The sequence below is a fragment of the Streptomyces scopuliridis RB72 genome, assembly GCF_000718095.1.
Classification (GTDB): Bacteria; Actinomycetota; Actinomycetes; order Streptomycetales; family Streptomycetaceae; genus Streptomyces; species Streptomyces scopuliridis.
This window is the reverse complement of the sequence record NZ_JOEI01000008.1, coordinates 321,513-342,834: the sequence shown is the minus strand read 5'-3', so window position 1 is coordinate 342,834 and position 21,322 is coordinate 321,513. Positions and strand designations below refer to the sequence as shown.

Sequence of the window (21,322 nt, the reverse complement as noted above, 5' to 3'; positions counted from 1 at the left end):
AAGGTGAAACCGGGGGAAACGCGAGCGGTTTTTCCAAACTAGCCAGCCGCGCGCATGGCCCGCAAACACCCGACAGCGGCCGGGATTCCGTGTTCCCGGCCGCTCCCCCATCCCGGCGATCGCCCCGCCGCCAGCAAGAACTAGCTGGTCACAGCCGTCTGCCTGAACAGCCATTCGGACTTGAGCTCGGCATATCCCGGCTTGATCACGTCATTGATCATGGCCAGTCGTTCATCGAAAGGAATGAATGCTGATTTCATCGCATTGACCGTGAACCACTGCATGTCGTCGAGTGTGTAGTCGAAGGCGTCGACCAGCAGCTCGAATTCCCGGCTCATGCTCGTGCCGCTCATCAGCCGGTTGTCGGTGTTCACCGTGGCCCTGAAGTGCAGCTTGCGCAGCAGCCCGATGGGGTGCTCGGCGATCGAGGCGGCGGCGCCGGTCTGGAGGTTGGAGCTGGGGCACAGCTCCAGCGGGATGCGCTTGTCGCGTACGTACGCCGCGAGCCGGCCCAGCTTGACCGAGCCGTCCTCGGCGACCTCGATGTCGTCGATGATGCGCACGCCGTGGCCGAGCCGGTCGGCGCCGCACCACTGGAGCGCCTGCCAGATCGAGGGCAGCCCGAAGGCCTCGCCCGCGTGGATGGTGAAGTGGTTGTTCTCGCGCTTCAGATACTCAAAGGCGTCGAGGTGGCGGGTGGGCGGGAAGCCGGCCTCGGCGCCCGCGATGTCGAAGCCGACGACGCCCGAGTCGCGGTAGCGGTTGGCGAGTTCGGCGATCTCCAGGGCGCGGGCCGCGTGCCGCATGGCGGTGAGCAGGGCGCCGACGCGGATGCGGTAGCCGTTGGCCAGCGCGCGCCGCTCGCCTTCCCGGAAGCCGTCGTTGACGGCCTCCACGACCTCTTCGAGGGTGAGTCCGCGCTCCAGGTGCTGCTCGGGCGCGTACCGCACCTCGGCGTAGACGACACCGTCCTGCGCCAGGTCCTCCGCACACTCCGCGGCGACCCGGAAGAGCGCGTCACGGGTCTGCATGACGGCGCAGGTGTGGGCGAAGGTCTCCAGATAGCGTTCCAGCGAGCCGGAGTCGGCGGCCTCGCGGAACCAGAGGCCGAGTTTGTCGGACTCGTGCTCGGGCAGGCTCTCGTAGCCGATCTCATGGGCGAGATCGATGATCGTGCCGGGACGGAGTCCGCCGTCCAGGTGGTCATGGAGAAGGGCCTTGGGGGCGCGGCGGATCTGGTCGGCGCTGGGCGGACGGTAGGTCTGGCTCGTCATCTCCGCACTCTAACGCCTACGCGCGTAGAGCGTAGGGGGTCGATATGTAACAGTGACCGGGCGGACGGGTGGAGTACACGTCTCCTTCTGAGACTGTTCTGCTATGGGACAGCAAGCGGTTCCCGGGCCGGGGGGACGTACGGCAGGCCGGGACGGTTCGGCACGCGCGCGTCGCGCGGAGCCACGGGCACGGTTGGGCCGGGCGTTCGGCGCACCTGTCGCGGGGGCGGAAGCGGGGGCGGGGGCGGCGGTGGGGGGCGTGATCCTGGTGCTTCCCGAGGGCGAGCCCGTCTCCGGCCGGCGCCCTTCCCCCGTCGCGTACGCGCGCATGCTGCCGCTCCTCCGCCACCTCGCCAGGGTGGGGGCCGCCGAGGGGCTGGTCGCGCATGTGGTGCACTACGGCGAACGCGGCTGGAACGGCACGCAGGCGCGGCTGGCGGCGGACGCAGGGTGGGCGGCGGACGAGGTCGTACAGCGCTACGGCGATGTGCCGGTGTGCCTGGCGGGACACGGGATGGGCGGCCGGGCCGCGCTGCACGCGGCGGGCCATCGCGCCGTCAACTCGGTGCTGGCGATGGCCCCTTGGCTGCCGGAGGACGACCGGGCCGCCGAGCCGGAGCCGGTGCGGCAACTGACGGGCCGTCAAGTCCTCATCATGCACGGCACCACCGACGCGCGCACCGACCCCGAGCTCTCCTACCGGCTGGCCGAGCGCGTGAAGAAGGTCAACCGGGACACCTGCCGCTTCGAGGTCCACTCCGACGGGCACGCGCTGCGCCAGCACCACCAGGAAGTCCTGGCGCTGGCCGCGGACTTCGTACTGGGCGCGCTGCTGCCGCGTACCTACTCCCGGCCGGTCGCGGACGCGCTGGCGGCGCCGCCGCCGCTGGGGCTGCGGATGCCGCTGGCGGCCGGGTTCGGGCGGTCGCTGCGGCGCTGAGGCGTGTCACCTGCCGTCTCAGTCCGGGAGCAGTTGGCCGCGACGGGAGAGCAGGAAGCGTTTGAAGGCCGCCACAGGCGGGGTGTCCGGGTGGCCGTCGAGCCAGGCGACGCCGATCTCGCGGGCCGCGCGGGGCGCCGTGACGGTCAGCTCGACCACCCCGGGACGGGCCACGGCGGGCGGCGGCAGCAGGGCGACGCCCAGGCCCGCCGCCACCAGGCCGCGCAGCGTCTCGGCCTCCTCGCCCTCGAACGCGACGCGCGGCCGGAAGCCCGCCTCGGCGCACAGGTCGTCGGTGATCCGGCGCAGCCCATACCCCGGTTCGAGGGTGACGAACGTTTCGTCCGCGGCCTCGGCGAGGCGTACGCGCCGGCGTCCCGCCAGCCGGTGGTCGTCGGGCACGACCAGCCGCAGCCGCTGTTCGTCCAGCCTGCGGGCGACCAGATCGGGGGCGTCCGGCACGGGTGAGGTGAGACAGAGATCCAGCTCGCCCGCGCGCAGCCGCTCCAGCATCGCCTCGCCGTAGTTCTGGACGAGCTGGAACCGTACCCGCGGATGGTCGGCGCGGAAGGCCCTGATCAGTCCGGGCACGGTCTCGGAGCCCATGGTGTGCAGAAAGCCGAAGGCGACCTTGCCGGACGCCGGGTCGGCGTCGGCGCGTACGGACTCGGCGGCCCGCTCGACCTCCGCGAGGGCCCGTTCGACCGAGGTGAGGAACGTACGGCCCGCCGGGGTGAGGGAGACCGTACGGCCCTTGCGGGCGAACAGGGCGACGCCCAGGTCCCGTTCGAGCCTGACCATCGCCCGGGAGAGCGTGGACTGCGGGACGGCCATGTCCTGGGCGGCACGGGTCACATGCTCGTGGCGGGCCACCCCCGCGAAGTGGGCGAGCCGGGGCGCGAGGACCGCGGACCAGGAGTCGGGGTCCAGCCCGGCCACGGGTGCCGTGCGGTCCATGGGACCGATGTGATCCATGTCGTGTTCGTCACTGTTCCGTGACAGCCGCTGCCGTGAGCTGGGTTCATGCACCATGGGAACGATTATCGCCATTCCATGCATTGGACGCATGAAACCGCGATGCCTACCTTCGAAGCATGCCTTCTGTCAGTACCGAGGCACCCGTCACCGCGGGTGCCTCCGCCGCGCCGTCCGCCGTCACCACCGATTCGCTCCTCTCCCCCGGCCGCCCCGGCTACCGCCGGATGAGCTTCGCGCTCTTCGCCGCCGGCGTCGCGACCTTCGCCCTCCTCTACTCCACGCAGGCCCTGCTGCCCGCCATCTCCGCCGGTCTCGGTGTGACGGCGAGCCAGGCCAGCTGGACGGTCTCGGCCGCGACGGGCGCGCTGGCGCTGTTCGTCCTGCCGCTGAGCGCGCTGTCCGAGCGGTTCGGCCGGCGCACGCTGATGACCGTCTCGCTGGCGGTCGCGGTGGCGGTGGGACTGCTGGTGCCGTTCGCGCCGAACGTGGAGTGGCTGGTGGCGCTGCGCGCCGTACAGGGCGCGGCGCTGGCCGGTCTGCCCGCCTCGGCGATGGCGTTCCTGGCGGAGGAGGTACGGCCGAAGGCGCTGGTCGCGGCGATCGGGCTGTTCGTCGCGGGCAACAGCGTCGGCGGGATGAGCGGCCGTATCGTCACCGGCTGGGTCGCCCAGCTGTGGGGCTGGCGGGCGGCGCTCGGCGCGGTCGGGCTGCTCGCGGTGGTGTGCGCGCTGGTCTTCCGCGCCTTGCTCCCGAAGGCACGGAACTTCACGTCGCGGTCGCTGAGTCCGCGCGCGCTGGCGAAGACCGTGGGCGGGCATCTGGCCGATCCGCTGCTGCGCCGGCTGTACGCGATAGGCGCGCTGTTCATGACGGTGTTCGGCGCGGTCTACACCGTGATCGGCTACCGGCTGGTGGAGGCACCGTTCCACCTCCCGCAGGGCGTCATCGGCTCGATCTTCCTGGTCTATCTGGTCGGTACGGTCTCCTCGGCGGCGGCCGGCCGGCTCGTCGAACGGCTGGGCCGGCGCGGCGCGCTCTATCTGGCCGTGGGCACGACGGCGGCGGGTCTGCTGCTGTCGCTGGCCGACTCCCTCGCGGCGATACTCGTCGGACTGGTGCTGATCACGGCGGGCTTCTTCGCGGGCCACGCGGTCGCCTCGTCGTCGGTGAGCCGTACGGCGAAAACCGGCCGCGCGCAGGCCTCCGCGCTCTACCAGTCGGCGTACTACCTCGGCAGCAGCGCGGGCGGCACGCTGGGCGCGATCGCGTTCCACGCGGGCGGCTGGGCGGCGACGGTGACGCTGGGTCTGCTGGCAGTGCTCGGTGTCGTCTCCATCACGCTGTACGGATCGCACGCGGCGCGCACGGAGCGACGGCGGTCGCTCGCCGGGGCGCGGGCGCGTGCCCGGGGGCTCGTCACCGACTGAGTCGCGCCATTCTGTCCCCTCCGCGCAACTAAGCCCACGTTTCACCCGTCTAGCCCACAGAACGCGCCATCCGAGTGGCGCGGCCGAGGGACAGATGGGGGGAACGGAACGGGATGAGACGCGCACACATAACCCGTAACGGGGCCGTGGCGGCGGGAGTTGCCGCGCTGGTGGTCCCGCTGACCGTGGTGCTGGGCGGAGCCTCGCCCGCACAGGCGGCGTCCTGCACCACCAGCACAGGGCCGTACCAGAAGCAGGTCGAGAAGTTCCTCGGCCGGCCGGTGGACGGCAAGCAGTCGGCCACGGACTGCAAGGCCACCCGCGCCTTCCAGTCGAAGCACGGCATCACCCCGACCATCGGCTACGCCGGACCCATCACCTGGGGCGTGATGGATCTGATGAACAAGCAGAAGGCCGCGGGCAAGACGCCCAACAAGGCGGGCAAGTGCCCCACCAACAAGGGCCGTATCGCCTGTGTCGACCTCTCCCGCCAGCTGAGCTGGATCCAGGACGGCAAGAAGCTGGTGTACGGGCCGGTGCCGGTGCGCACCGGGCGTGACGGCTACGAGACCAGGACCGGGCTCAAGAAGATCTACTGGCGGAACAAGAACCACGTCTCCACGATCTACGACGTGCCCATGCCGTACAGCCAGTTCTTCGACGGCGGGCAGGCCTTCCACCAGGCGAACCTGAGCATGTGGAACCCGCCCGGCTCGCACGGCTGCGTGAACATGACCAAGACGGTCGCCGCGAAGTACTGGTCGCTGCTGAAGAACGGCGACGATGTCTACGTTTACGGCCGTAAGCCCGGAACCTGAGCGGATTGTCAGTGCCCTCCGGTAGCTTCCATGAGACCGGTCTCACAGACTGGTCTCAAGGGGGCGACTGGGGTGACGCGATGAGTGATCTTGCAGCAACAGAGGACCTGGATTCCCGGCTGGAGAAGCACCGCACGGAGCTGACGGGCTACTGCTACCGGATGCTGGGGTCGGCCTTCGAGGCCGAGGACGCCGTACAGGACACGATGGTGCGCGCGTGGAAGAGCTTCGAGAAGTTCGAGGGCCGCTCCTCGCTGCGGTCGTGGCTCTACCGCATCGCGACGAACGTATGCCTGGACATGCTCAACGCGGGCAACCGCCGGGCCCGGCCGATGGATCTGTCGGGCCCGACGCCGCTGGCCCAGGCCCGGCTCGCCTCGCTTCCGGAGAACGTCTGGCTGGAGCCGGTGCCGGACGGCCGGGTGCTGCCTTCGGTGGCCGACCCGGCCGAGACGGCGGTGTCGCGGGAGACGATCCGGCTCGCGTTCGTCGCGGCGCTCCAGCATCTGCCGCCGAAGCAGCGGGCCGTGCTGATCCTGCGCGAGGTGCTGGCGTGGAAGGCGAGCGAGGTCGCCGAGCTGCTGGATACGACGGTCGCCTCCGTCAACAGCGCGCTCCAGCGGGCGCGGGCGACGATCGCCGAGTCGGAACCGGCCGCGACGGATACGGCGGATCCGCTCGACGAGGAGCAGAAGGAGCTGCTGGAGCGGTACGTGACGGCCTTCGAGGGCTACGACATGAAGGCGCTGACCGCGCTGCTCCATGACGACGCGAAGTTCACCATGCCGCCGTACGACCTGTGGCTCCAGGGCCACGACGACATCACCGGCTTCATGCTCACCATCGGCGCGGGCTGCCGTGGCTCGCGGCTTCTGCCGACGATGGCCAACGGCACCCCGGCCTTCGCGCACTACAAGCCGGCGGAGTCGGGCGACGGCTTCACCCCGTGGGCGCTCCAGGTCATCGAGATCGAGGACGGCAAGATCGGCACGATGCACTGCTTCCTGGACACGGAGCGGTGGTTCCCGCTGTTCGGCCTGCCGCCTCGGCTGGGGAAGGCGTAAGAGGCCGGCCCGCAGGTGCGGGGGTGCTGCGTCGGCGGGCCGGACGGGAGTGCGGCCCGCAGGTGCGGGGTGCTGCGTCGGCGGGCCGGACGGGAGTGCGCGCTTCGATCCGTCAGCGCCGGGCGCCCTCTTCGTCCTCGCGCGCGTCCACCCACCAGCCGTTCTGACAGGTCCGGCCCTCGGGGTCGGTGGCTCCCTCGGCGTAGTCCCCGAAGCCGGTGGTCTCGCCGTTCGGACCCTGGCCCCAGGTGGTGTAGTAGTAACGACACTTCTGCGCCGCCGCGTGGGGCGCGGCCTGGGCCGCGGGGACGACGGTGAGGGCGGTACCGGCCGCGCAGACGACGACCAGCGCGGCACGCGTGAAGGCTCGCATGTCGAGCACCTTTCCTTCTTGGGGCACGCGACCCGCACCCCGGACTGGTCACATTCCCGCCGCCGGGCGTCTCGCCACGGACCACACCGCGAACCACCTGATCGCCCGGTGCGCCGCGTACCTAGTGCCCCTCCGACAGGGCAAACATTGCCGGTCGCGGCACTAGAGGGCCATGTCGCCCAGACCGACGAGATCCAGCAGCAGCCGCAACTCCCGCGCGGCGCCCCGCAACCGGACCCGGCAGCCCCGTCTGCGGGCGTCGAGCCGGAGCCTGGCGAGCACCTCGACCGCCGCCAGATTCGGCCGGACGAGACCGCCGACCTCACAGATCACCTCGGCCGCGCCGAAGTCGTCCGGCAGCGCGGCCAGTTCCCCGTACAGCCGCTCGTACAGCTCCTCGTAGAACCGGGGCACCTCGGCCGGCGTGAGGTGACCGGCGATGACGAGAACGATCGGTTTCGTGGCATCCACACTGGGGAGACCGCTCCGGCGCCCGGAACTCATCGCAGCGCTCCGGGCACAGCCCGTACGGCGTCGAGGCGGCCCGGGCCGCCGGGATGCGCGCCTTCGGCTTCGCGGGCGGCCTGACGGCCCCGCACCGGCTCACCGGCCCCGGCACGGTCGTCTTCGACGACATGCGGGATCTGCCGGGGCTGCTGGCGGGGCGGTCGGTGAGTTGATTCCCGGTCAGCTGACGGGGAACTCCGCGGTGTCGATGGTGAGGTCGAAGGGGGGCGGCAGTGTCAGCTTGCCGCCGTATTCGACCGACTGGAGGACCCGGAACGTCCCGCCCTCGGGCTCGCCGTAGAGCGTCGCCGTGGGCCGACCCGAATGCCAGGCATCGAGCAGCAGATAGAGCGGAACGCCGGCCTGGGCGTAACCATGAGTCTTCGCAATGCGGTCGTGGTTGGCGTTGCCGCGCGAGGTGATCTCGACAACGAGCTTCGCCCGGCTCGCGGGGAACAGTTCCCCGGGCGCGGGCCTGTCCTCCTCCGCCGCCACCATCAGGTCTGGGATGTACAGCCCCATTCGGCCTGGTACAGCCGCCTCTTGCGTCTGGAAGATGTGCCACTCCTCCGGGATCACAGCGAACAGGCGACGCTGAATGATCGAAGCGGTGGAATTGTGGTCCCAGGACGGCGACGGTGACACGGTGACGATCCCCTCAATGATCTCCACCTTGTAGCCCTCGGGCGCGTCCTTCTCCTTCCAGAGACGGACGAGGTCGTCCCAGCCCTGCTCGGGCTCGTGGTCGACAGTGAGTGCGCCCATGGCGGTCTCCATTCGATTCGTCACCGATCCCAGCATGCCGAACGGGACCGGTGGCCGTCCACCGATCCCGTTCACCCAAACGAGGAAAGACCAGGTCAGGCGATACGTTCCCGCACCACCGGCGTCGCCTTGAACGCCGTGTCGGACGCCTCGATGTCGTACGCGCCCGCCAGCGCGCCCAGCGCGTAGTCGAACTTCTCCGGGGTGTCCGTGTGCAGCGTCAGCAGGGGCTGGCCAGCCGTGACCGGGTCGCCCGGCTTGGCGTGGAGTTCGACGCCCGCGCCCGCCTGGACCGGGTCCTCCTTGCGGGCGCGGCCCGCGCCCAGGCGCCAGGCGGCGACGCCGACTCCGTACGCGTCCAGGCGGGTCAGTACGCCGGTGGCGGGGGCCACGACCACCTGGGTCTCGCGGGCGACCGGGAGCGCCGCGTCCGGGTCGCCGCCCTGCGCGGCGATCATGCGGCGCCAGACGTCCATCGCCGAGCCGTCGGCCAGCGCCTTCGCCGGGTCCGCGTCCTTCAGGCCCGCCGCGTCGAGCATCTCGCGCGCCAACGCGAGGGTCAGTTCGACGACATCGGCCGGGCCGCCGCCCGCCAGGACCTCGACGGACTCGCGCACCTCCAGGGCGTTGCCCGCCGTGAGGCCGAGCGGGGTGTCCATGTCGGTGAGCAGCGCGACGGTCCGTACGCCGTGGTCGGTGCCCAGGCCCACCATGGTGGAGGCCAGTTCGCGGGCGTCCTCGATCGTCTTCATGAAGGCGCCGGAGCCGACCTTGACGTCCAGTACCAGCGAGCCGGTGCCCTCGGCGATCTTCTTGGACATGATCGAGGAGGCGATCAGCGGGATGGCCTCGACGGTGCCGGTCACGTCGCGCAGCGCGTACAGCTTCTTGTCGGCGGGGGCCAGTCCGTCGCCCGCCGCGCAGATGACGGCGCCGGTGGTCTCCAGGACGTGCAGCATCTCGGCGTTGGAGAGCAGCGCCCGCCAGCCGGGGATGGACTCCAGCTTGTCGAGCGTGCCGCCAGTGTGGCCGAGGCCCCGGCCGCTGAGCTGCGGTACGGCGGCGCCGCACGCGGCGACCAGCGGGGCCAGCGGCAGCGTGATCTTGTCGCCCACGCCGCCCGTGGAGTGCTTGTCGGCCGTGGGGCGCGACAGCGCGGAGAAGTCCATGCGCTCGCCGGAGGCGATCATGGCCGCGGTCCAGCGCGCGATCTCCGTACGGTTCATGCCGTTGAGCAGGATCGCCATCGCCAGCGCCGACATCTGCTCATCGGCGACCTCGCCCCGCGTATAGGCGTCGATCACCCAGTCGATCTGCTCGGGGCTCAGCTCGCCCCGGTCCCGCTTGGTGCGGATGACGGAGATGACGTCCATGGTGATCCTTTCGATGACTGCCGTACGTAGGCGAGAGTATCCCGGAGTCTCTACGCGCATAGATACGCCTCGTGGTTCCGAGGAGGTTGTACGGCCCCTCCGCCGCCGGGTCGGTCGCGGCGGTGGAGGGGCCGGGTTCAGGAAGCCCGTTCAGCCCGTTCAGCGGGCAGCGGGCCGTGGTCAGTTCAGGTGGCCGGGGCCGAACGCCTGCGGCAGCATCTCGGCCATCGTGCGGAAGCCGTCCGGGGTCTCCAGGACCAGCTCCGGGCCGCCGAACTCGTACAGCAGCTGACGGCAGCGCCCGCACGGCACCAGCACCTCGCCCGAGCCGTCGACGCAGGTGAAGTGGGTGAGCCGGCCGCCGCCGCTCAGCTGGAGCGCCGAGACCAGGCCGCATTCGGCGCACAGCCCGATGCCGTACGAGGCGTTCTCGACATTGCAGCCGGTGATCGTACGGCCGTCGTCCACCAGGGCCGCGACCCCGACCGGATACTTCGAGTACGGGGCGTACGCGTGGGTCATGGCGGCACGCGCGGAGGCCCGCAGCGCTTCCCAGTCCACCGCCGGTCCGGCCGGTGCGGTCATTTTCCTTGCCCCTTCCGGTACGGCATACCGTCCGCCTTGGGCATCCTGAGCCGTTGCGCCGAGAGCGCGAGGACCAGCAGCGTCGTGACGTACGGGGCGGCGTCCACGAACTGGCTCGGCACCTGGTCGGTCAGCCCGTACCAGGCGAAGAGCAGCGCCGAGACGGCCGCCGAGATCACCGCGGAGACGTACTTCTTCTTGTACAGCTGCCACGCTACGACCAGCACGAGCAGGATCGCGAGAAGCAGCAGCATGGCGTGGACGTTCTCCGCGCCGCCGCGCAGCTTGAGGCTGTCGGTGAAGCCGAAGAGCCCGGCGCCGAGGGCCATGCCGCCCGGCATCCAGTTGCCGAAGATCATCGCGGCGAGACCGATATAGCCGCGGCCACCGGTCTGGCCCTCCTGGTAGATACCGGTGGCGACGATCGCGAGGAAGGCACCGGCCAGGCCGGCGAGACCGCCGGAGACGGTGACGGCGATGTACTTGTACTTGTAGACGTTGACGCCCAGCGACTCCGCGGCGACCGGGTTCTCGCCGCAGGAGCGCAGCCGCAGGCCGAACGCCGTACGCCACAGCACCCACCAGGTGCCGGGGATCAGCAGCAGCGCGACGACGGTGAGCAGCGACAGATTGGTCACCAGACCGCCGACGACACCCGCGATGTCGGAGACCAGGAACCAGTGTCTGGCCTGGAGATCCTGCATCCAGTCGGAGAGCCCCGGGATGGTGATCTCGGTGATGGAGTCGATGCGCGGGGACTGCTTGGAGGAGCCGCCGTCGACCCCGTCGAAGGCGAAGTTGGAGAGATAGCGGGTGGCGCCGACGGCGAGGATGTTGATGGCCACACCGGAGACGATGTGGTTCACGCCGAAGGTGACGGTGACGACGGCGTGCAGCAGACCGCCGAGGCAGCCGCCGAGTATGCCGAAGAGGACACCGGCCCAGGGACCCCACTGGAAGCCGGCCCAGGCGCCGAACCAGGTGCCGAGGATCATCATGCCTTCGAGGCCGATGTTGACGACGCCCGCGCGCTCGGCCCACAGTCCGCCGAGTCCGGCCAGGCCGATGGGGATGGCGAGTTCGAGGGCGCCGGCGACCTGGCCGACGGAGGTGATGTCGTCGGCGCCGCTGATCAGCCGTACGAGCGAGACGAGGGCCAGCGCCCCCGCGACGATCAGCAGGATGACGGGCAGGGAGAGTGTGCGGCGGCCGCCGCCCTTCTTGGGGGCGGCGCTGGTGGCTGAGACGGTGCTCGTGCTCGTACTCACAGCGCGGCCCCCTCCTTCTCGGTCTGGTCGTTCTGGGGGCGGGCCTCGGTCGTGAGGGCTCCTCCGGCGGCGAGTTCCGCGCCGACCTTCTGCTGCTGGCGGCGGATTCCGTAGCGGCGGACGAGCTCGTAGCTGACGACGACCGAGATCACGATCAGGCCCTGCATGATCGTGGCGATCTCCTTCTCGTACCCGTACTGGTCGAGGGAGGCCGACGCCTTGTCGAGGAAGGCGATGAGCAGGGCGCTGAAGGCGATGCCGAGCGGGTTGTTCCGGCCGAGCAGGGCGATGGTGATGCCGGTGAAGCCGATGCCGGTCGGGAAGTCGAGGCTGTACGTGTGGGTGTCGCCGAGGAGCGTCGGCATCCCGGCGAGGCCGGCGACCGCGCCCGAGATCAGCATCGAGGTGAGGATCATCTTCTTGGCGTCGACGCCGGAGGCCTGGGCGGCGGTCTCGCTGGCGCCGGTGGCGCGCAGGTCGAAGCCGAAGCGGGTACGGCCGAGGACGAACCAGTAGATGAGGCCGCAGGCGGCGGCGACGAAGGTGAAGCCGTAGATCTCGCCGGCCTCGGCGCCCATGGAGAGGCCGGGGAACCAGCCGGACTCCGGGATCTCGCCGGTGGTCAGGTTGTTGGAGCCGGCCGGCTGGACGCCGAAGTTCTTGGGCAGGATCAGCCAGGCGACGAGGCTGGTGGCGATCGAGTTGAGCATGATCGTGGAGACGACCTCGCTCACCCCGCGGGTGGTCTTGAGGATGCCCGCGATACCGGACCAGAAGGCGCCGACCAGCATCGCGACGATCACGATCAGCGCGATCTGGAGCGGGCCCGGCAGATCGACGCTGGCACCGACGAGCGCCGCCATCATCGCGGCGAGCCGGTACTGCCCGTCGACACCGATGTTGAAGAGGTTCATCCGGAAGCCGACGGCGACCGCGAGCGCGGCCAGATAGTACGTGCCGGCCTGGTTGACGATCAGTACCTGGACATCGACGTACGAGGCGGACTCGAACATGATGCGGTACGGCTCGAAGGGGTCGCTGCCCGAGACGAGCAGCACCACGGTGGTGAGGACTACGGCGACGACCAGCGCGAGCACCGGGCCCGCGAAGCCCAGGATCAGCCGGTCCTTGTCGAACTTCTTCATCGGGCGTCGTCCTCCGGGGGTGCCGCTGCGGCCAGTGGTGCCTCTGCCGTGGGCTCGGGCTCTGCCTCCAGGTGACCGGTGGCGGCGCCGGTCATGGCCGAGCCCAGTTCCTCCGGAGTGATGGTGGCGGGGTCCGCGTCGGCGACGAGCCGGCCGCGGTACATCACCCGCAGGGTGTCGGAGAGCCCGATCAGTTCGTCCAGGTCCGCGGAGACCAGCAGGACGGCCAGTCCGTCACGGCGGGCCTCCCGGATCTGGTCCCAGATCTGCGCCTGCGCGCCGACGTCCACACCGCGGGTCGGGTGGGCGGCGATCAGCAGCTTGGGGCTGTGGCTCATCTCGCGGCCGACGATCAGCTTCTGCTGGTTGCCGCCGGAGAGCGAGGCCGCGGTGACCTCGATACCGGGTGTACGGACGTCGTACTCGCGCACGATCCGGGTGGTGTCGGCGCGGGCGGCCTTCAGGTCGAGCAGTCCGCCGCGGCTGTTGGGCTTCTCGGTGACATGGCCGAGGATGCGGTTCTCCCAGAGCGGGGCCTCCAGCAGCAGGCCGTGGCGGTGCCGGTCCTCCGGGATGTAGCCGATGCCGTCCTCGCGGCGCTTGCGGGTGGGCGCGTGCGAGATGTCGGCGGTGTCGAGCGTGATCACCCCGCCGTCGGGGTCGCGCAGCCCCATCAGCGCCTCGATCAGCTCGGTCTGGCCGTTGCCCTCGACGCCCGCGATGCCCAGGACCTCGCCCTGGTGGATGGTGAAGGTGATCCCGTCGAGCACCTCGCGTACCGCGCCGTCGGGGTCGGTCGCGGTCAGCCGCAGCCCGTCCACCGTGAGCATCGGTATGTCCGTCACCGTCGACTCGCGGGTCTCCGGCGAGGGCAGCTCACTGCCGACCATCAGCTCGGCGAGCTGCTTGGTGGTGGTGTGCGCGGGGTCGGCGGTGCCCACGGTCGTACCGCGGCGTATGACGGTGATGTCGTCGGCGACCGACAGCACCTCGCCCAGCTTGTGCGAGATGAAGATGACGGTCAGGCCCTCGGCCTTGAGCTCGCGCAGATTGTCGAAGAGCGCCTCGACCTCCTGGGGCACCAGCACGGCGGTGGGCTCGTCCAGGATCAGGATGCGGGCGCCGCGGTAGAGGACCTTGAGGATCTCCACGCGCTGGCGGTCGGCGACCCCGAGGTCCTCGACGAGCGCGTCGGGGCGTACGCCGAGGCCGTACGCGTCCGAGATCTCCTTGATCTTCTTACGGGCCTTCGCGCCGATGCCGTACAGGCTCTCGCCGCCGAGGACGACGTTCTCCAGGACGGTGAAGTTGTCGGCGAGCATGAAGTGCTGGTGCACCATGCCGATGCCGCGCGCGATGGCGTCGGCGGGGCTGGTGAACGCGGCCTCCGCGCCGTCGACGGTGATGGTGCCCTCGTCCGGCTTCTGCATGCCGTAGAGGATCTTCATCAGGGTCGACTTGCCCGCGCCGTTCTCACCGACCAGGGCGTGGACCGTGCCCTTGCGGATGGTGATGTCGATGTCGTGGTTGGCGACAACGCCGGGGAATCTCTTGGTGATGCCGCGCAGTTCGACTGCGGGAGGACTGCTGGACGGACCGCTGGGCGGGCTGCTGGACGCGTTGATGACGCACTCTCCTTGGCGGGAAAGGAGTAAAGGCGGGGGTGAGTGGCAGGCGGGGGTGAAATTATCGCGCCGGAGGGTCGTCTACACGCGTAGCGCAGCCGAATCGTAAGGCGGGGGGCCTGGTGCGGTCGGGGGGTGACCGGGCGGTGACCGGGCGGTGACCGGGTGTTCGTACGCCGGCCGGTGCGCCGGGTCGTACGTTCGGAACCGTATGTCGGGTTGTACGCCTAGGCGCACACCGGGCTGGTGCCCCGGGGCCCGGGGCGACGGCGTACACCGTCGCTCCCGGGCCGCGGGAGGTACCACCGCGCGACCGGACAGGGCCGTTACGGCGTGGTCTTGACGGTGATCTTGCCGTCCACGATGTCCTTCTTCGCCTTCTCCACCGCGGCGACCACATCGGCCATCTTGGTGTAGGCCGGGTTGGAGTCGGCCAGGCCGACGCCGTCCTTGTCCAGGCCGTAGCGGACCTCACCGGTCTGCGGCGTGCCGTCCTTGACCGACTTGATCAGGTTGTAGACCGAGTCCGCGACATCCTTGGTGACCGAGGTCAGGATCTGGTCCTTGTAGGCGGCCAGGCCCTTCTGGCTGTACTGGTCGGAGTCGACGCCGATGGCCCACTTGCCGGCCTGCGCGGTGGCCTCGATCGAGCCGGAGCCGGCCAGACCGGCGGCGGCGTAGACCACGTCGGCCTTCTTGTCGAGCTGTCCCTGCGCGGCGGCCTTGCCCAGGTCGGGCTTGGAGAAGCCGTCGAAGTTCGGGGGCTGGGTCAGGTACTGCGACAGGACCTTGACCGACGGGTCGGTCTCCTTGACGCCCTGCGCGAAGCCGGCCTCGAACTTCTTGATCAGCGGGGTCTCGACACCGCCGATGAAGCCGACCGTCTTGGACTTGGTGACCTTGGCGGCGGCGACGCCGGCGAGGTACGAGCCCTGCTCCTCGTTGAAGACCATGTTGGCGATGTTCTTGCCGGTCACCGAGGAGTCGTCGATGATGCCGAAGGTGGTCTTCGGGAACTTCGGCGCGACCTTCTTGATGGCCGGCGCGTACGCGAAACCGACGCCGATCACGGGGTTGTTGCCGGAGCGGGCCAGCTCGGTCAGGCGCTGGACCTTGTCGGCGTCCGACTCACCCTCGGAGGGCTCGGCGGCGCTGCCCTTTATCTTCAGGTCGGTCTCGGCCTTGGCCAGACCGGCGTAGGCGGCGTCGTTGAACGACTGGTCACCGCGGCCACCGATGTCATAGGCGATGGCGGCGCCGGCTTCCTTGGAGTCGGAACCGGCGTCCGACGACGACTTGTTGCCACACGCGGTGGCGGTGAGCGCGAGTGCCGCTGACGCGACGCCCACGGTGGCGATCCTGGTGATCCGGCGCAAGGGAGGCTCCTTCAACCTGACCGAAGCGCCTCGGTTGGCGCTGGTTTCGCGGCGATCGTAACGCGCGTAGATGTCAGATAAAGACCCGTACGGAAGCTGTTATCGGATCGTCGCGAACGGAGAGCGAGCCGAAGGTGTCATGGCCGGTTACAAACGGTTGCCGTCGATCAACGCGGCGGCCGTGAAAAGCTCCACGCCGACCTGAATCGCGTGTTCGTCGACGTCGAAATCGCCACGATGCAGGTCGTACCGGGCCTGGCTGCCGGGCGCTCGTACGCCGAGCCGTGCCATCGCGCCGGGCACCTGTTCCAGATACCAGGAGAAGTCCTCTCCGCCGAGGCTCTGCTCGGTGTCCTCGATTGCATACGAACCGCGGCGCGCGGTCTGCGCGGCCCGCAGCAGTTCGGTGACGACCGGGTCGTTGACGACCGGCGGTACGCCGCGGACGTACTCGATCTGCGACTTGGCGTGATGGAGCGTGGCGATCTCGTCGATCGCGGCGTGCACCAGATCCGGGGCGTCGCGCCAGGCGGGCAGGTCCAGGCAGCGGACCGTGCCGGAGAGTTCGGCGTGCTGCGGGATGACATTGCAGGTGTGGCCGGACGCGATACGTCCCCAGGTGACGGAGAGCCCGGCGCGGGCGTCGACCCGGCGGGCGAGCAGCGCGGGGACGTCGGTGGCCACCTTGGCGACGGCGGTGACCATGTCGGTGGTGAGGTGGGGTCGCGCGGTGTGGCCGCCGGGGCCGTCGAGGCTGATCTCCAGCCGGTCGCAGGCGGAGGTGATGGGGCCGGGACGCAGCCCGATCAGCCCGGCGTCGACCTTGGGGTCGCAGTGCACGGCGATGATGCCGCCGACGCCGTCGAGCACCCCGGACTCGATGGCGTCGGCGGCGCCGCCGGGCAGCACTTCCTCGGCGGGCTGGAAGATCAGCCGTACGGCGTTGGGCAGCTGCCCCTGCCGGTCGAGTTCGGCGAGAACCAGCCCTGCACCGAGTACGGCGGTGGTATGGACGTCATGCCCACAGGCGTGCGCCCGGTCGGGCACGGTGGAGCGGTACGGGACGTCGGTCTTGGTGTCCGGGATGGGCAGCGCGTCGATATCGGCGCGCAGGGCCAGCATGGGGCGGGCGGGGTCGGGCGTCCCGATGTCGCACATGAGGCCGGTGCCGGAGTTGAGCACCCGCGGCACGAGCCCGGCCTGCTCCAGCCGGTGTTTGAGCGCGGCGGTGGTACGGAATTCCTGGTTGCCCAGCTCGGGATGCATATGCATGTCCCGGCGGAAGGCGATCAGCTCGGCACGCAGCGTTTCGGGCAACGTGCCGGGGAGTGCGGCTTCCGCTTCCGCGGGCAGTTCGTTCTCGGACTCGCAGGACATCAACTGGCTCACCTGTTGAAGACTAGGCCCCTTCAGTGATCAACCAGCCCTCGATCAAGAAAATTTCAGCCACACAGGCCAAGAAACCGGGTTCTGGCGTGCATGAGGTACGGACACAGCGGGTATACCGTGCCATCCTCGCGATCCGCGCGGCGTCTGGCGGCCGGCGATCGCCGGGGCCAGAGCTGACCGGCCATGACGATCACGTCGCGTGCCCGACCAGGTCGAAGGTCTCCTCGTCGGTGACGAACGGCTCGTCCCGCGCTCGGCGAGCCAGCGCGATGCGATGGATGCCCTCACGGATTATCTCGGCCTCCGATACGCCCAGGCGGATCGCGGCCTCCTTGATCAGTACGAGATCGCTGTCGTCGGCGTAGACCTTGATGCGCTTCAGGGCCATGTCTCAGACTTTGATCACGCGGACACCGGAGCCGCAGAGCATCAGGAGATCCTCGGGGTCCGAGGTCAGGACGGTGACCGGGGCAGGCGAGGCCAGTGCGGTGGCCGCCACGATGGAGTCGAGCGCGTACTTGTGGCCATGCAGGCCGGCCGCCGCGAGGAGCCTGCTCGCGTGGCGGGCGATGGCTTCCGTGGGCGGGATGGTGTTCAAGCGGGAGACGGCGTAGTCGAACCGGGCCTGGTTGACCTTGGGGTCGCGGGCTTCGACGAGCGTGACGGAGCTGACGACCACGCGCACGTCTTCGGATTCGGCCGCGGCCAGCCACTCTGTGAGCTCGGGGGTGCCTCGTACGAGCTTGGACAGCCCTTCGCAGTCCAGGACGAGCGTCCCGCTCACGCGGCGTTCGCCGAGTCGCCGGTGTCACCGCGCAGGATGGCCCGCTTTGCCTCGACCGCTGCCGGGTCGACCGGGCCGTACGTGGCCTCCGCGTCCTCGATCAGCTCCCGCAGCCGGTCCCGTTCCAGCTGCCGCTGGATGAGGGCTTCGACGTACGCGGACATGCCGCGCCTGCCGGTGCGCTCCTTGAGAGCCGCGATCGTGCCTTCGTGGAGAGAGACGGACACCGGCCGCGTAGGGCCTTCGCCAGGAACAGGAGGAGTGGCCATACACCATTCTAACAAATTGATTGTTATTTGATCGCGACTCCCGTTCCCGGCTCAGTGCCTCAGGCCGGGGAGGGCAGTCTCGGGAGGCGGTGGATGTCGCGGGCCGTGCCCGTGACGCCCGACAGGAAGCCCTGCGCGCGCGGGCTGGCCGTTTCCTTCAGCCACTCCGGGGCGATGTCGCAGACCGCGACGCGTACGCCCGTGCCCGCCAGGGCCAGGGGCAGGGTGTGGACCACCGTGGAGGGGAAGCTCAGGACCGTCCGGCCGATCGGGCCGCGGCGCGCGATCACTTCCAGGGGGAGGTCCGGGCGGACGATCTCCAGGCCCGTGACCGTGTGGAGGCGGTGCAGCTTGTCCACGTCCTCGCGGCGGTGCGCGAAGTAGCGGGTGGCGCCGTGGGTGCGGGCGAGGGCCGTGACCGCCTCAAGGTACTGGTCCGCGTCGACCACGCCCGTCTCGACCAGCGACGTACCGACCATGTCGGCCCCCGCGGCTATCCGGGGCGGCCCGAACGTGGCCCGGGTCCACTCGAAGCGGTTGGCGGTGACGGTGATGCCGGCCGGGACCTCCTCGACGGGCATCGAGGTGAAGACCTCGACCGTACGGCCGTCCGACGGGGAGAGCCGGCGCCGCGCGGCCGCGGTGACGGGCGCGAGGACCAGTTCCCGCGGCCCGCGGCTGCCGCGCCGGTGCCAGCGCACCAGCCGCTCGCCGCGGGCGATCTGCCCGATGAACTCCAGCGTGGCCGTGCCGTCGTCCACCACCGTCAGCTCCTTGCCGCTGACCAGGGTCAGCAGCAGCTGTACGTAACGGGAGAACGGGTCCCCGATGACTATCCGGCCGGCCTTGCGGAGCAGCGGGGTCAGTTCCCGCAGCGTCCGCAGGGGCGCCCCCGCGCCACCGCGCGCCTCTTGCCAGCGCACGGTGAAACCCTCGTCGCGGGCCAGCTCGGCCATCCGGCGGAGTTGGCCGCGCGACATGGGATCGGTGGGCGACAGCACGATGACGGTGAGCGCGTCACCGGTCGCGCTGGCTCGCGCCCACTCCAGCACATTGAGCAGCTGGACCGGGCTCTCCACGAAAGCGATCGCGTCGGCGTTCCCGCCGGCGTTTCCGCCCGCGGTCGCACGAGGGTGCGGGGAGCGGCCCCCGCCGGCACCGGTCATGGCGTCAGACCGCCACCGGCTCGGCGGCCTCGGCGACGACGCCCGCGACCCGGCGGAGCTTCTTCATCGGGCCCAGCTCCGACTCGTAGACCTTCTTGACACCGTCACCGAGGGACGCCTCGATGGTGCGGATGTCGCGGACGAGGCGCTGCAGGCCCTGCGGCTCGACAGAGGCGGCCTGGTCCGAGCCCCACATGGCGCGGTCGAGGGTGATGTGACGCTCGACGAAGGCGGCGCCGAGGGCGACGGCGGCGAGGGTGGTCTGGAGACCGGTCTCGTGGCCGCTGTAGCCGATCGGGACGTTCGGGAACTCGGCCTGGAGCGTGTTGATCACGCGCAGGTTCAGCTCCTCGGCCTTGGCCGGGTACGTGGACGTGGCGTGGCAGAGCAGGATGTTGTCGCTGCCCAGGACCTCGACCGCGTGGCGGATCTGCTTCGGCGTCGACATGCCGGTGGAGAGGATGACCGTACGGCCGGTGGCGCGCAGGGCGCGCAGCAACTCGTCGTCGGTGAGGGAGGCGGAGGCCACCTTGTGGGCGGGGACGTCGAACTTCTCCAGGAAGGCGACGGCCTCGGTGTCCCACGGGGAGGCGAACCAGTCGATGCCGCGCTTCTTGCAGTGCTCGTCGATGACGCGGTACTCGTCCTCGCCGAACTCGACGCGGTGGCGGTAGTCGATGTACGTCATCCGGCCCCAGGGGGTGTCCCGCTCGATGTCCCACTGGTCGCGGGGGGTGCAGATCTCCGGGGTGCGCTTCTGGAACTTGACGGCGTCGCAGCCGGCGTCGGCGGCGGCGTCGATCAGGGCCAGGGCGTTGTCCAGCTCGCCGTTGTGGTTGATGCCGATCTCACCCGTGACGTAGACCGGGCGGCCGGGTCCGGCGGTCCGCGTGCCGAGGGTGCGCAGGCGCGAGGCGGAGTTGGTGCTCATGGAGCGTCCTTACTTGTTGAGGGTGGGGGTGTGGGGGGTCTGGAGACCCGGCCCGAGGATCCAGGCGGCGATCTCGCGGATCGCTCCCTCGCCTCCGGGGGTCGTGGTGACGGCACGCGCCGCGGCGCGTACGGCGTCATGGGCGCTCGCGACGGCCACCGGCCAGCCGACGAGTCCGAAGCACGGGAGGTCGTTGACGTCGTTGCCGACGTACAGCACCCGCTCGGGCGCGATCCCGTGCTCGTCGCACCACTGCTTGAGTGCGAGGTCCTTGCGGTCGATGCCGTGGAGCACCGGCACCTGGAGCTTGCGGGCGCGGGCGGCGACGACCGGGTTCTGCTCGGTGGAGAGGATGAGCAGCTTCAGTTCGCTACGGCGCAGCGCGGCGATCCCGAGCCCGTCGCCGCGGTGCACGGCGACCATCTCGCGGCCGTCGGAGTCGACGAAGACCTTGTCGTCGGTCTGGGTGCCGTCGAAGTCGAGTACGACCGCGTCGATGTCGTCGTACGTCGGCAGGACGGCCGGGTCCAGGAGCGGGGCGAGCGCGCGGGCGCGGGCCAGGTCGTGCGGGTCGTCGATCTCCAGGACCCGGGCGGGGTCGGTGGCGACGAGCGCGGTGTGGCCGAAGAAGCGGTGCCTGGCCTCGCGGAAGCCCTCGGCGCGCATCGCGTAGGCGGCGCCGGTCTCCAGGTACTCCTGGGGGCGGTCCTGGCGGCGCGGCCGGTTCGACTTGTCGTGGTTGACGCCGTAGCCGCCCGAGGTTCCGGCGTCGGCGCTGCCCTCGCTGTCCTGGCGCCAGATGAAGCCGTGGGTCGGCGCGACGGTCAGCGCGCTGTCCGCGCCGTCCTCGGTGACCGCGCCCGCGACGCCGTCCAGGTCGTCGGCGGTGATGAACGGGCTGGTGCACTGCACGAGCAGGACGACCTCGGCGGTCTTGCCGCGCATCGCGCCGTAGGCGTCCATCGCGTGCAGGACGGCGGCCTCGCTGGTCGCGGTGTCGCCCGCGATCGCGGCGGGGCGCAGGACGACCTCGGCGCCGGCGGAGCGTGCCGCGTCGGCGATGGCCGCGTCGTCGGTCGAGACGACGACATCGGTCACGCGCCGGGCCGCCAGACAGGCGCGGACGGCGCGCACGACGAGCGGTACGCCGCCGACGGGGGCGAGGTTCTTGGCGGGGACGCCCTTGGATCCGCCGCGTGCGGGAATCACCGCGAGGACGGTCATCTGTACTCCTTGGTCCGCGGCTCGGTCCTCCGCGGGTTGGT

At 70.3% G+C, this 21,322-nt stretch carries 21 protein-coding genes and 2 pseudogenes; 5 read left to right on the top strand and 18 right to left on the bottom strand.

Going from position 1 to position 21,322, the window contains the following annotated elements:
• Positions 1-140 precede the first annotated feature (140 nt).
• The gene (locus IF11_RS0112595) at positions 141-1,274 is read right to left on the bottom strand and encodes an adenosine deaminase (RefSeq protein ID WP_030351626.1); all 1,134 of its coding nucleotides are present in this window, start codon (positions 1,272-1,274) and stop codon (positions 141-143) included.
• Positions 1,275-1,533: 259 nt separating this feature from the next.
• Here IF11_RS0112595 and IF11_RS0112590 point away from each other — a divergent pair, with 259 nt between their 5' ends.
• Positions 1,534-2,214 (top strand): alpha/beta hydrolase, encoded by a 681-nt coding sequence (locus IF11_RS0112590; protein WP_030351625.1) that lies wholly within the window; start codon positions 1,534-1,536, stop codon positions 2,212-2,214.
• Positions 2,215-2,232: 18 nt separating this feature from the next.
• Here the strand turns inward: IF11_RS0112590 and IF11_RS0112585 are convergent, their stop codons facing one another.
• Positions 2,233-3,246 (bottom strand): LysR family transcriptional regulator, encoded by a 1,014-nt coding sequence (locus tag IF11_RS0112585; RefSeq protein ID WP_030351624.1) that lies wholly within the window; start codon positions 3,244-3,246, stop codon positions 2,233-2,235.
• 62 nt (positions 3,247-3,308) lie between these two features.
• Here IF11_RS0112585 and IF11_RS0112580 point away from each other — a divergent pair, with 62 nt between their 5' ends.
• The 3 genes from IF11_RS0112580 (at position 3,309) to IF11_RS0112570 (ending at position 6,501) form a co-directional block, all read left to right on the top strand.
• A complete protein-coding gene (locus IF11_RS0112580) occupies positions 3,309-4,619 on the top strand; it encodes an MFS transporter (RefSeq protein ID WP_030351623.1) in 1,311 nt (436 codons plus the stop codon).
• 113 nt (positions 4,620-4,732) lie between these two features.
• Positions 4,733-5,437, top strand: coding sequence for a L,D-transpeptidase (locus IF11_RS0112575; protein WP_030351622.1), 705 nt, complete (start codon positions 4,733-4,735; stop codon positions 5,435-5,437).
• 80 nt (positions 5,438-5,517) lie between these two features.
• Entirely contained in the window at positions 5,518-6,501 is a 984-nt protein-coding gene (locus IF11_RS0112570) for a sigma-70 family RNA polymerase sigma factor (RefSeq protein WP_030351621.1), read from the top strand.
• 112 nt (positions 6,502-6,613) lie between these two features.
• On the opposite strand, the gene IF11_RS0112565 is transcribed toward IF11_RS0112570, so the two are convergent.
• Positions 6,614-6,874 carry a hypothetical protein gene (locus IF11_RS0112565; protein WP_030351620.1) on the bottom strand — a complete coding sequence of 87 codons (261 nt, stop codon included), beginning with the start codon at positions 6,872-6,874 and terminating at the stop codon, positions 6,614-6,616.
• Positions 6,875-7,036: 162 nt separating this feature from the next.
• Positions 7,037-7,345 (bottom strand): STAS domain-containing protein, encoded by a 309-nt coding sequence (locus IF11_RS0112560; RefSeq protein ID WP_030351619.1) that lies wholly within the window; start codon positions 7,343-7,345, stop codon positions 7,037-7,039.
• Positions 7,346-7,395: 50 nt separating this feature from the next.
• Between IF11_RS0112560 and IF11_RS38815 the strand changes: the two are divergent.
• Positions 7,396-7,554, top strand: a pseudogene (locus tag IF11_RS38815) (HAD family hydrolase); the annotation flags it as partial.
• A 7-nt stretch (positions 7,555-7,561) separates the two neighbouring features.
• On the opposite strand, the gene IF11_RS0112550 reads toward IF11_RS38815, so the two are convergent.
• The 14 genes and pseudogenes from IF11_RS0112550 to IF11_RS0112485 form a co-directional block, all read right to left on the bottom strand.
• On the bottom strand, positions 7,562-8,146 hold the full coding sequence (locus tag IF11_RS0112550; protein WP_030351618.1) for a Uma2 family endonuclease: 585 nt from the start codon (positions 8,144-8,146) through the stop codon (positions 7,562-7,564).
• A gap of 95 nt (positions 8,147-8,241) precedes the next feature.
• Positions 8,242-9,519: a thymidine phosphorylase gene (locus IF11_RS0112545; RefSeq protein ID WP_030351617.1), complete on the bottom strand. Its 1,278-nt coding sequence runs from the start codon at positions 9,517-9,519 to the stop codon at positions 8,242-8,244.
• Between the two features lie 180 nt (positions 9,520-9,699).
• Complete coding sequence (locus IF11_RS0112540) at positions 9,700-10,104, bottom strand: cytidine deaminase (protein ID WP_030351616.1); 405 nt, start codon at positions 10,102-10,104, stop codon at positions 9,700-9,702.
• Entirely contained in the window at positions 10,101-11,372 is a 1,272-nt protein-coding gene (locus IF11_RS0112535; protein ID WP_030351615.1) for an ABC transporter permease, read from the bottom strand. Before IF11_RS0112535 ends, IF11_RS0112540 begins: the two co-directional genes overlap by 4 nt.
• Positions 11,369-12,517: an ABC transporter permease gene (locus IF11_RS0112530; RefSeq protein WP_030351614.1), complete on the bottom strand. Its 1,149-nt coding sequence runs from the start codon at positions 12,515-12,517 to the stop codon at positions 11,369-11,371. Before IF11_RS0112530 ends, IF11_RS0112535 begins: the two co-directional genes overlap by 4 nt.
• Entirely contained in the window at positions 12,514-14,142 is a 1,629-nt protein-coding gene (locus IF11_RS0112525; RefSeq protein WP_078490639.1) for an ABC transporter ATP-binding protein, read from the bottom strand. Before IF11_RS0112525 ends, IF11_RS0112530 begins: the two co-directional genes overlap by 4 nt.
• Positions 14,143-14,468: 326 nt before the next feature.
• Positions 14,469-15,518, bottom strand: coding sequence for a BMP family lipoprotein (locus tag IF11_RS0112520; protein WP_030351612.1), 1,050 nt, complete (start codon positions 15,516-15,518; stop codon positions 14,469-14,471).
• Between the two features lie 147 nt (positions 15,519-15,665).
• Complete coding sequence (locus IF11_RS0112515) at positions 15,666-16,895, bottom strand: amidohydrolase (RefSeq protein ID WP_030351611.1); 1,230 nt, start codon at positions 16,893-16,895, stop codon at positions 15,666-15,668.
• A 205-nt stretch (positions 16,896-17,100) separates the two neighbouring features.
• A pseudogene (locus IF11_RS0112510) lies at positions 17,101-17,295 on the bottom strand (ribbon-helix-helix domain-containing protein); the annotation flags it as partial.
• Between the two features lie 3 nt (positions 17,296-17,298).
• The gene (locus tag IF11_RS0112505; protein WP_030351609.1) at positions 17,299-17,691 is read right to left on the bottom strand and encodes a type II toxin-antitoxin system VapC family toxin; all 393 of its coding nucleotides are present in this window, start codon (positions 17,689-17,691) and stop codon (positions 17,299-17,301) included.
• Positions 17,688-17,960 carry a hypothetical protein gene (locus IF11_RS0112500; protein ID WP_030351608.1) on the bottom strand — a complete coding sequence of 91 codons (273 nt, stop codon included), beginning with the start codon at positions 17,958-17,960 and terminating at the stop codon, positions 17,688-17,690. Before IF11_RS0112500 ends, IF11_RS0112505 begins: the two co-directional genes overlap by 4 nt.
• A gap of 59 nt (positions 17,961-18,019) precedes the next feature.
• Positions 18,020-19,126, bottom strand: a complete 1,107-nt coding sequence (locus IF11_RS0112495) for a P-loop NTPase family protein (protein WP_030351607.1) — start codon at positions 19,124-19,126, stop codon at positions 18,020-18,022.
• Between the two features lie 4 nt (positions 19,127-19,130).
• Positions 19,131-20,057, bottom strand: a complete 927-nt coding sequence (locus IF11_RS0112490) for an N-acetylneuraminate synthase family protein (RefSeq protein WP_030351606.1) — start codon at positions 20,055-20,057, stop codon at positions 19,131-19,133.
• 9 nt (positions 20,058-20,066) lie between these two features.
• Positions 20,067-21,281 carry an acylneuraminate cytidylyltransferase gene (locus IF11_RS0112485; protein ID WP_030351605.1) on the bottom strand — a complete coding sequence of 405 codons (1,215 nt, stop codon included), beginning with the start codon at positions 21,279-21,281 and terminating at the stop codon, positions 20,067-20,069.
• Positions 21,282-21,322 lie beyond the last annotated feature (41 nt).

Bases quoted from the DNA above. Each gene is read 5' to 3' on its own strand.
- IF11_RS0112550 (WP_030351618.1), bottom strand. From the start codon at position 8,146: ATGGGCGCACTCACTGTCGACCACGAGCCCGAGCAGGGCTGGGACGAC.
- IF11_RS0112495 (WP_030351607.1), bottom strand. From the start codon at position 19,126: ATGACCGGTGCCGGCGGGGGCCGCTCCCCGCACCCTCGTGCGACCGCG.
- IF11_RS0112585 (WP_030351624.1), bottom strand. From the start codon at position 3,246: ATGGTGCATGAACCCAGCTCACGGCAGCGGCTGTCACGGAACAGTGAC.
- IF11_RS0112490 (WP_030351606.1), bottom strand. From the start codon at position 20,057: ATGAGCACCAACTCCGCCTCGCGCCTGCGCACCCTCGGCACGCGGACC.
- IF11_RS0112515 (WP_030351611.1), bottom strand. From the start codon at position 16,895: ATGTCCTGCGAGTCCGAGAACGAACTGCCCGCGGAAGCGGAAGCCGCA.
- IF11_RS0112545 (WP_030351617.1), bottom strand. From the start codon at position 9,519: ATGGACGTCATCTCCGTCATCCGCACCAAGCGGGACCGGGGCGAGCTG.
- IF11_RS0112595 (WP_030351626.1), bottom strand. From the start codon at position 1,274: ATGACGAGCCAGACCTACCGTCCGCCCAGCGCCGACCAGATCCGCCGC.
- IF11_RS0112540 (WP_030351616.1), bottom strand. From the start codon at position 10,104: ATGACCGCACCGGCCGGACCGGCGGTGGACTGGGAAGCGCTGCGGGCC.
- IF11_RS0112530 (WP_030351614.1), bottom strand. From the start codon at position 12,517: ATGAAGAAGTTCGACAAGGACCGGCTGATCCTGGGCTTCGCGGGCCCG.
- IF11_RS0112565 (WP_030351620.1), bottom strand. From the start codon at position 6,874: ATGCGAGCCTTCACGCGTGCCGCGCTGGTCGTCGTCTGCGCGGCCGGT.
- IF11_RS0112500 (WP_030351608.1), bottom strand. From the start codon at position 17,960: ATGGCCACTCCTCCTGTTCCTGGCGAAGGCCCTACGCGGCCGGTGTCC.
- IF11_RS0112485 (WP_030351605.1), bottom strand. From the start codon at position 21,281: ATGACCGTCCTCGCGGTGATTCCCGCACGCGGCGGATCCAAGGGCGTC.
- IF11_RS0112580 (WP_030351623.1), top strand. From the start codon at position 3,309: ATGCCTTCTGTCAGTACCGAGGCACCCGTCACCGCGGGTGCCTCCGCC.
- IF11_RS0112575 (WP_030351622.1), top strand. From the start codon at position 4,733: ATGAGACGCGCACACATAACCCGTAACGGGGCCGTGGCGGCGGGAGTT.
- IF11_RS0112570 (WP_030351621.1), top strand. From the start codon at position 5,518: ATGAGTGATCTTGCAGCAACAGAGGACCTGGATTCCCGGCTGGAGAAG.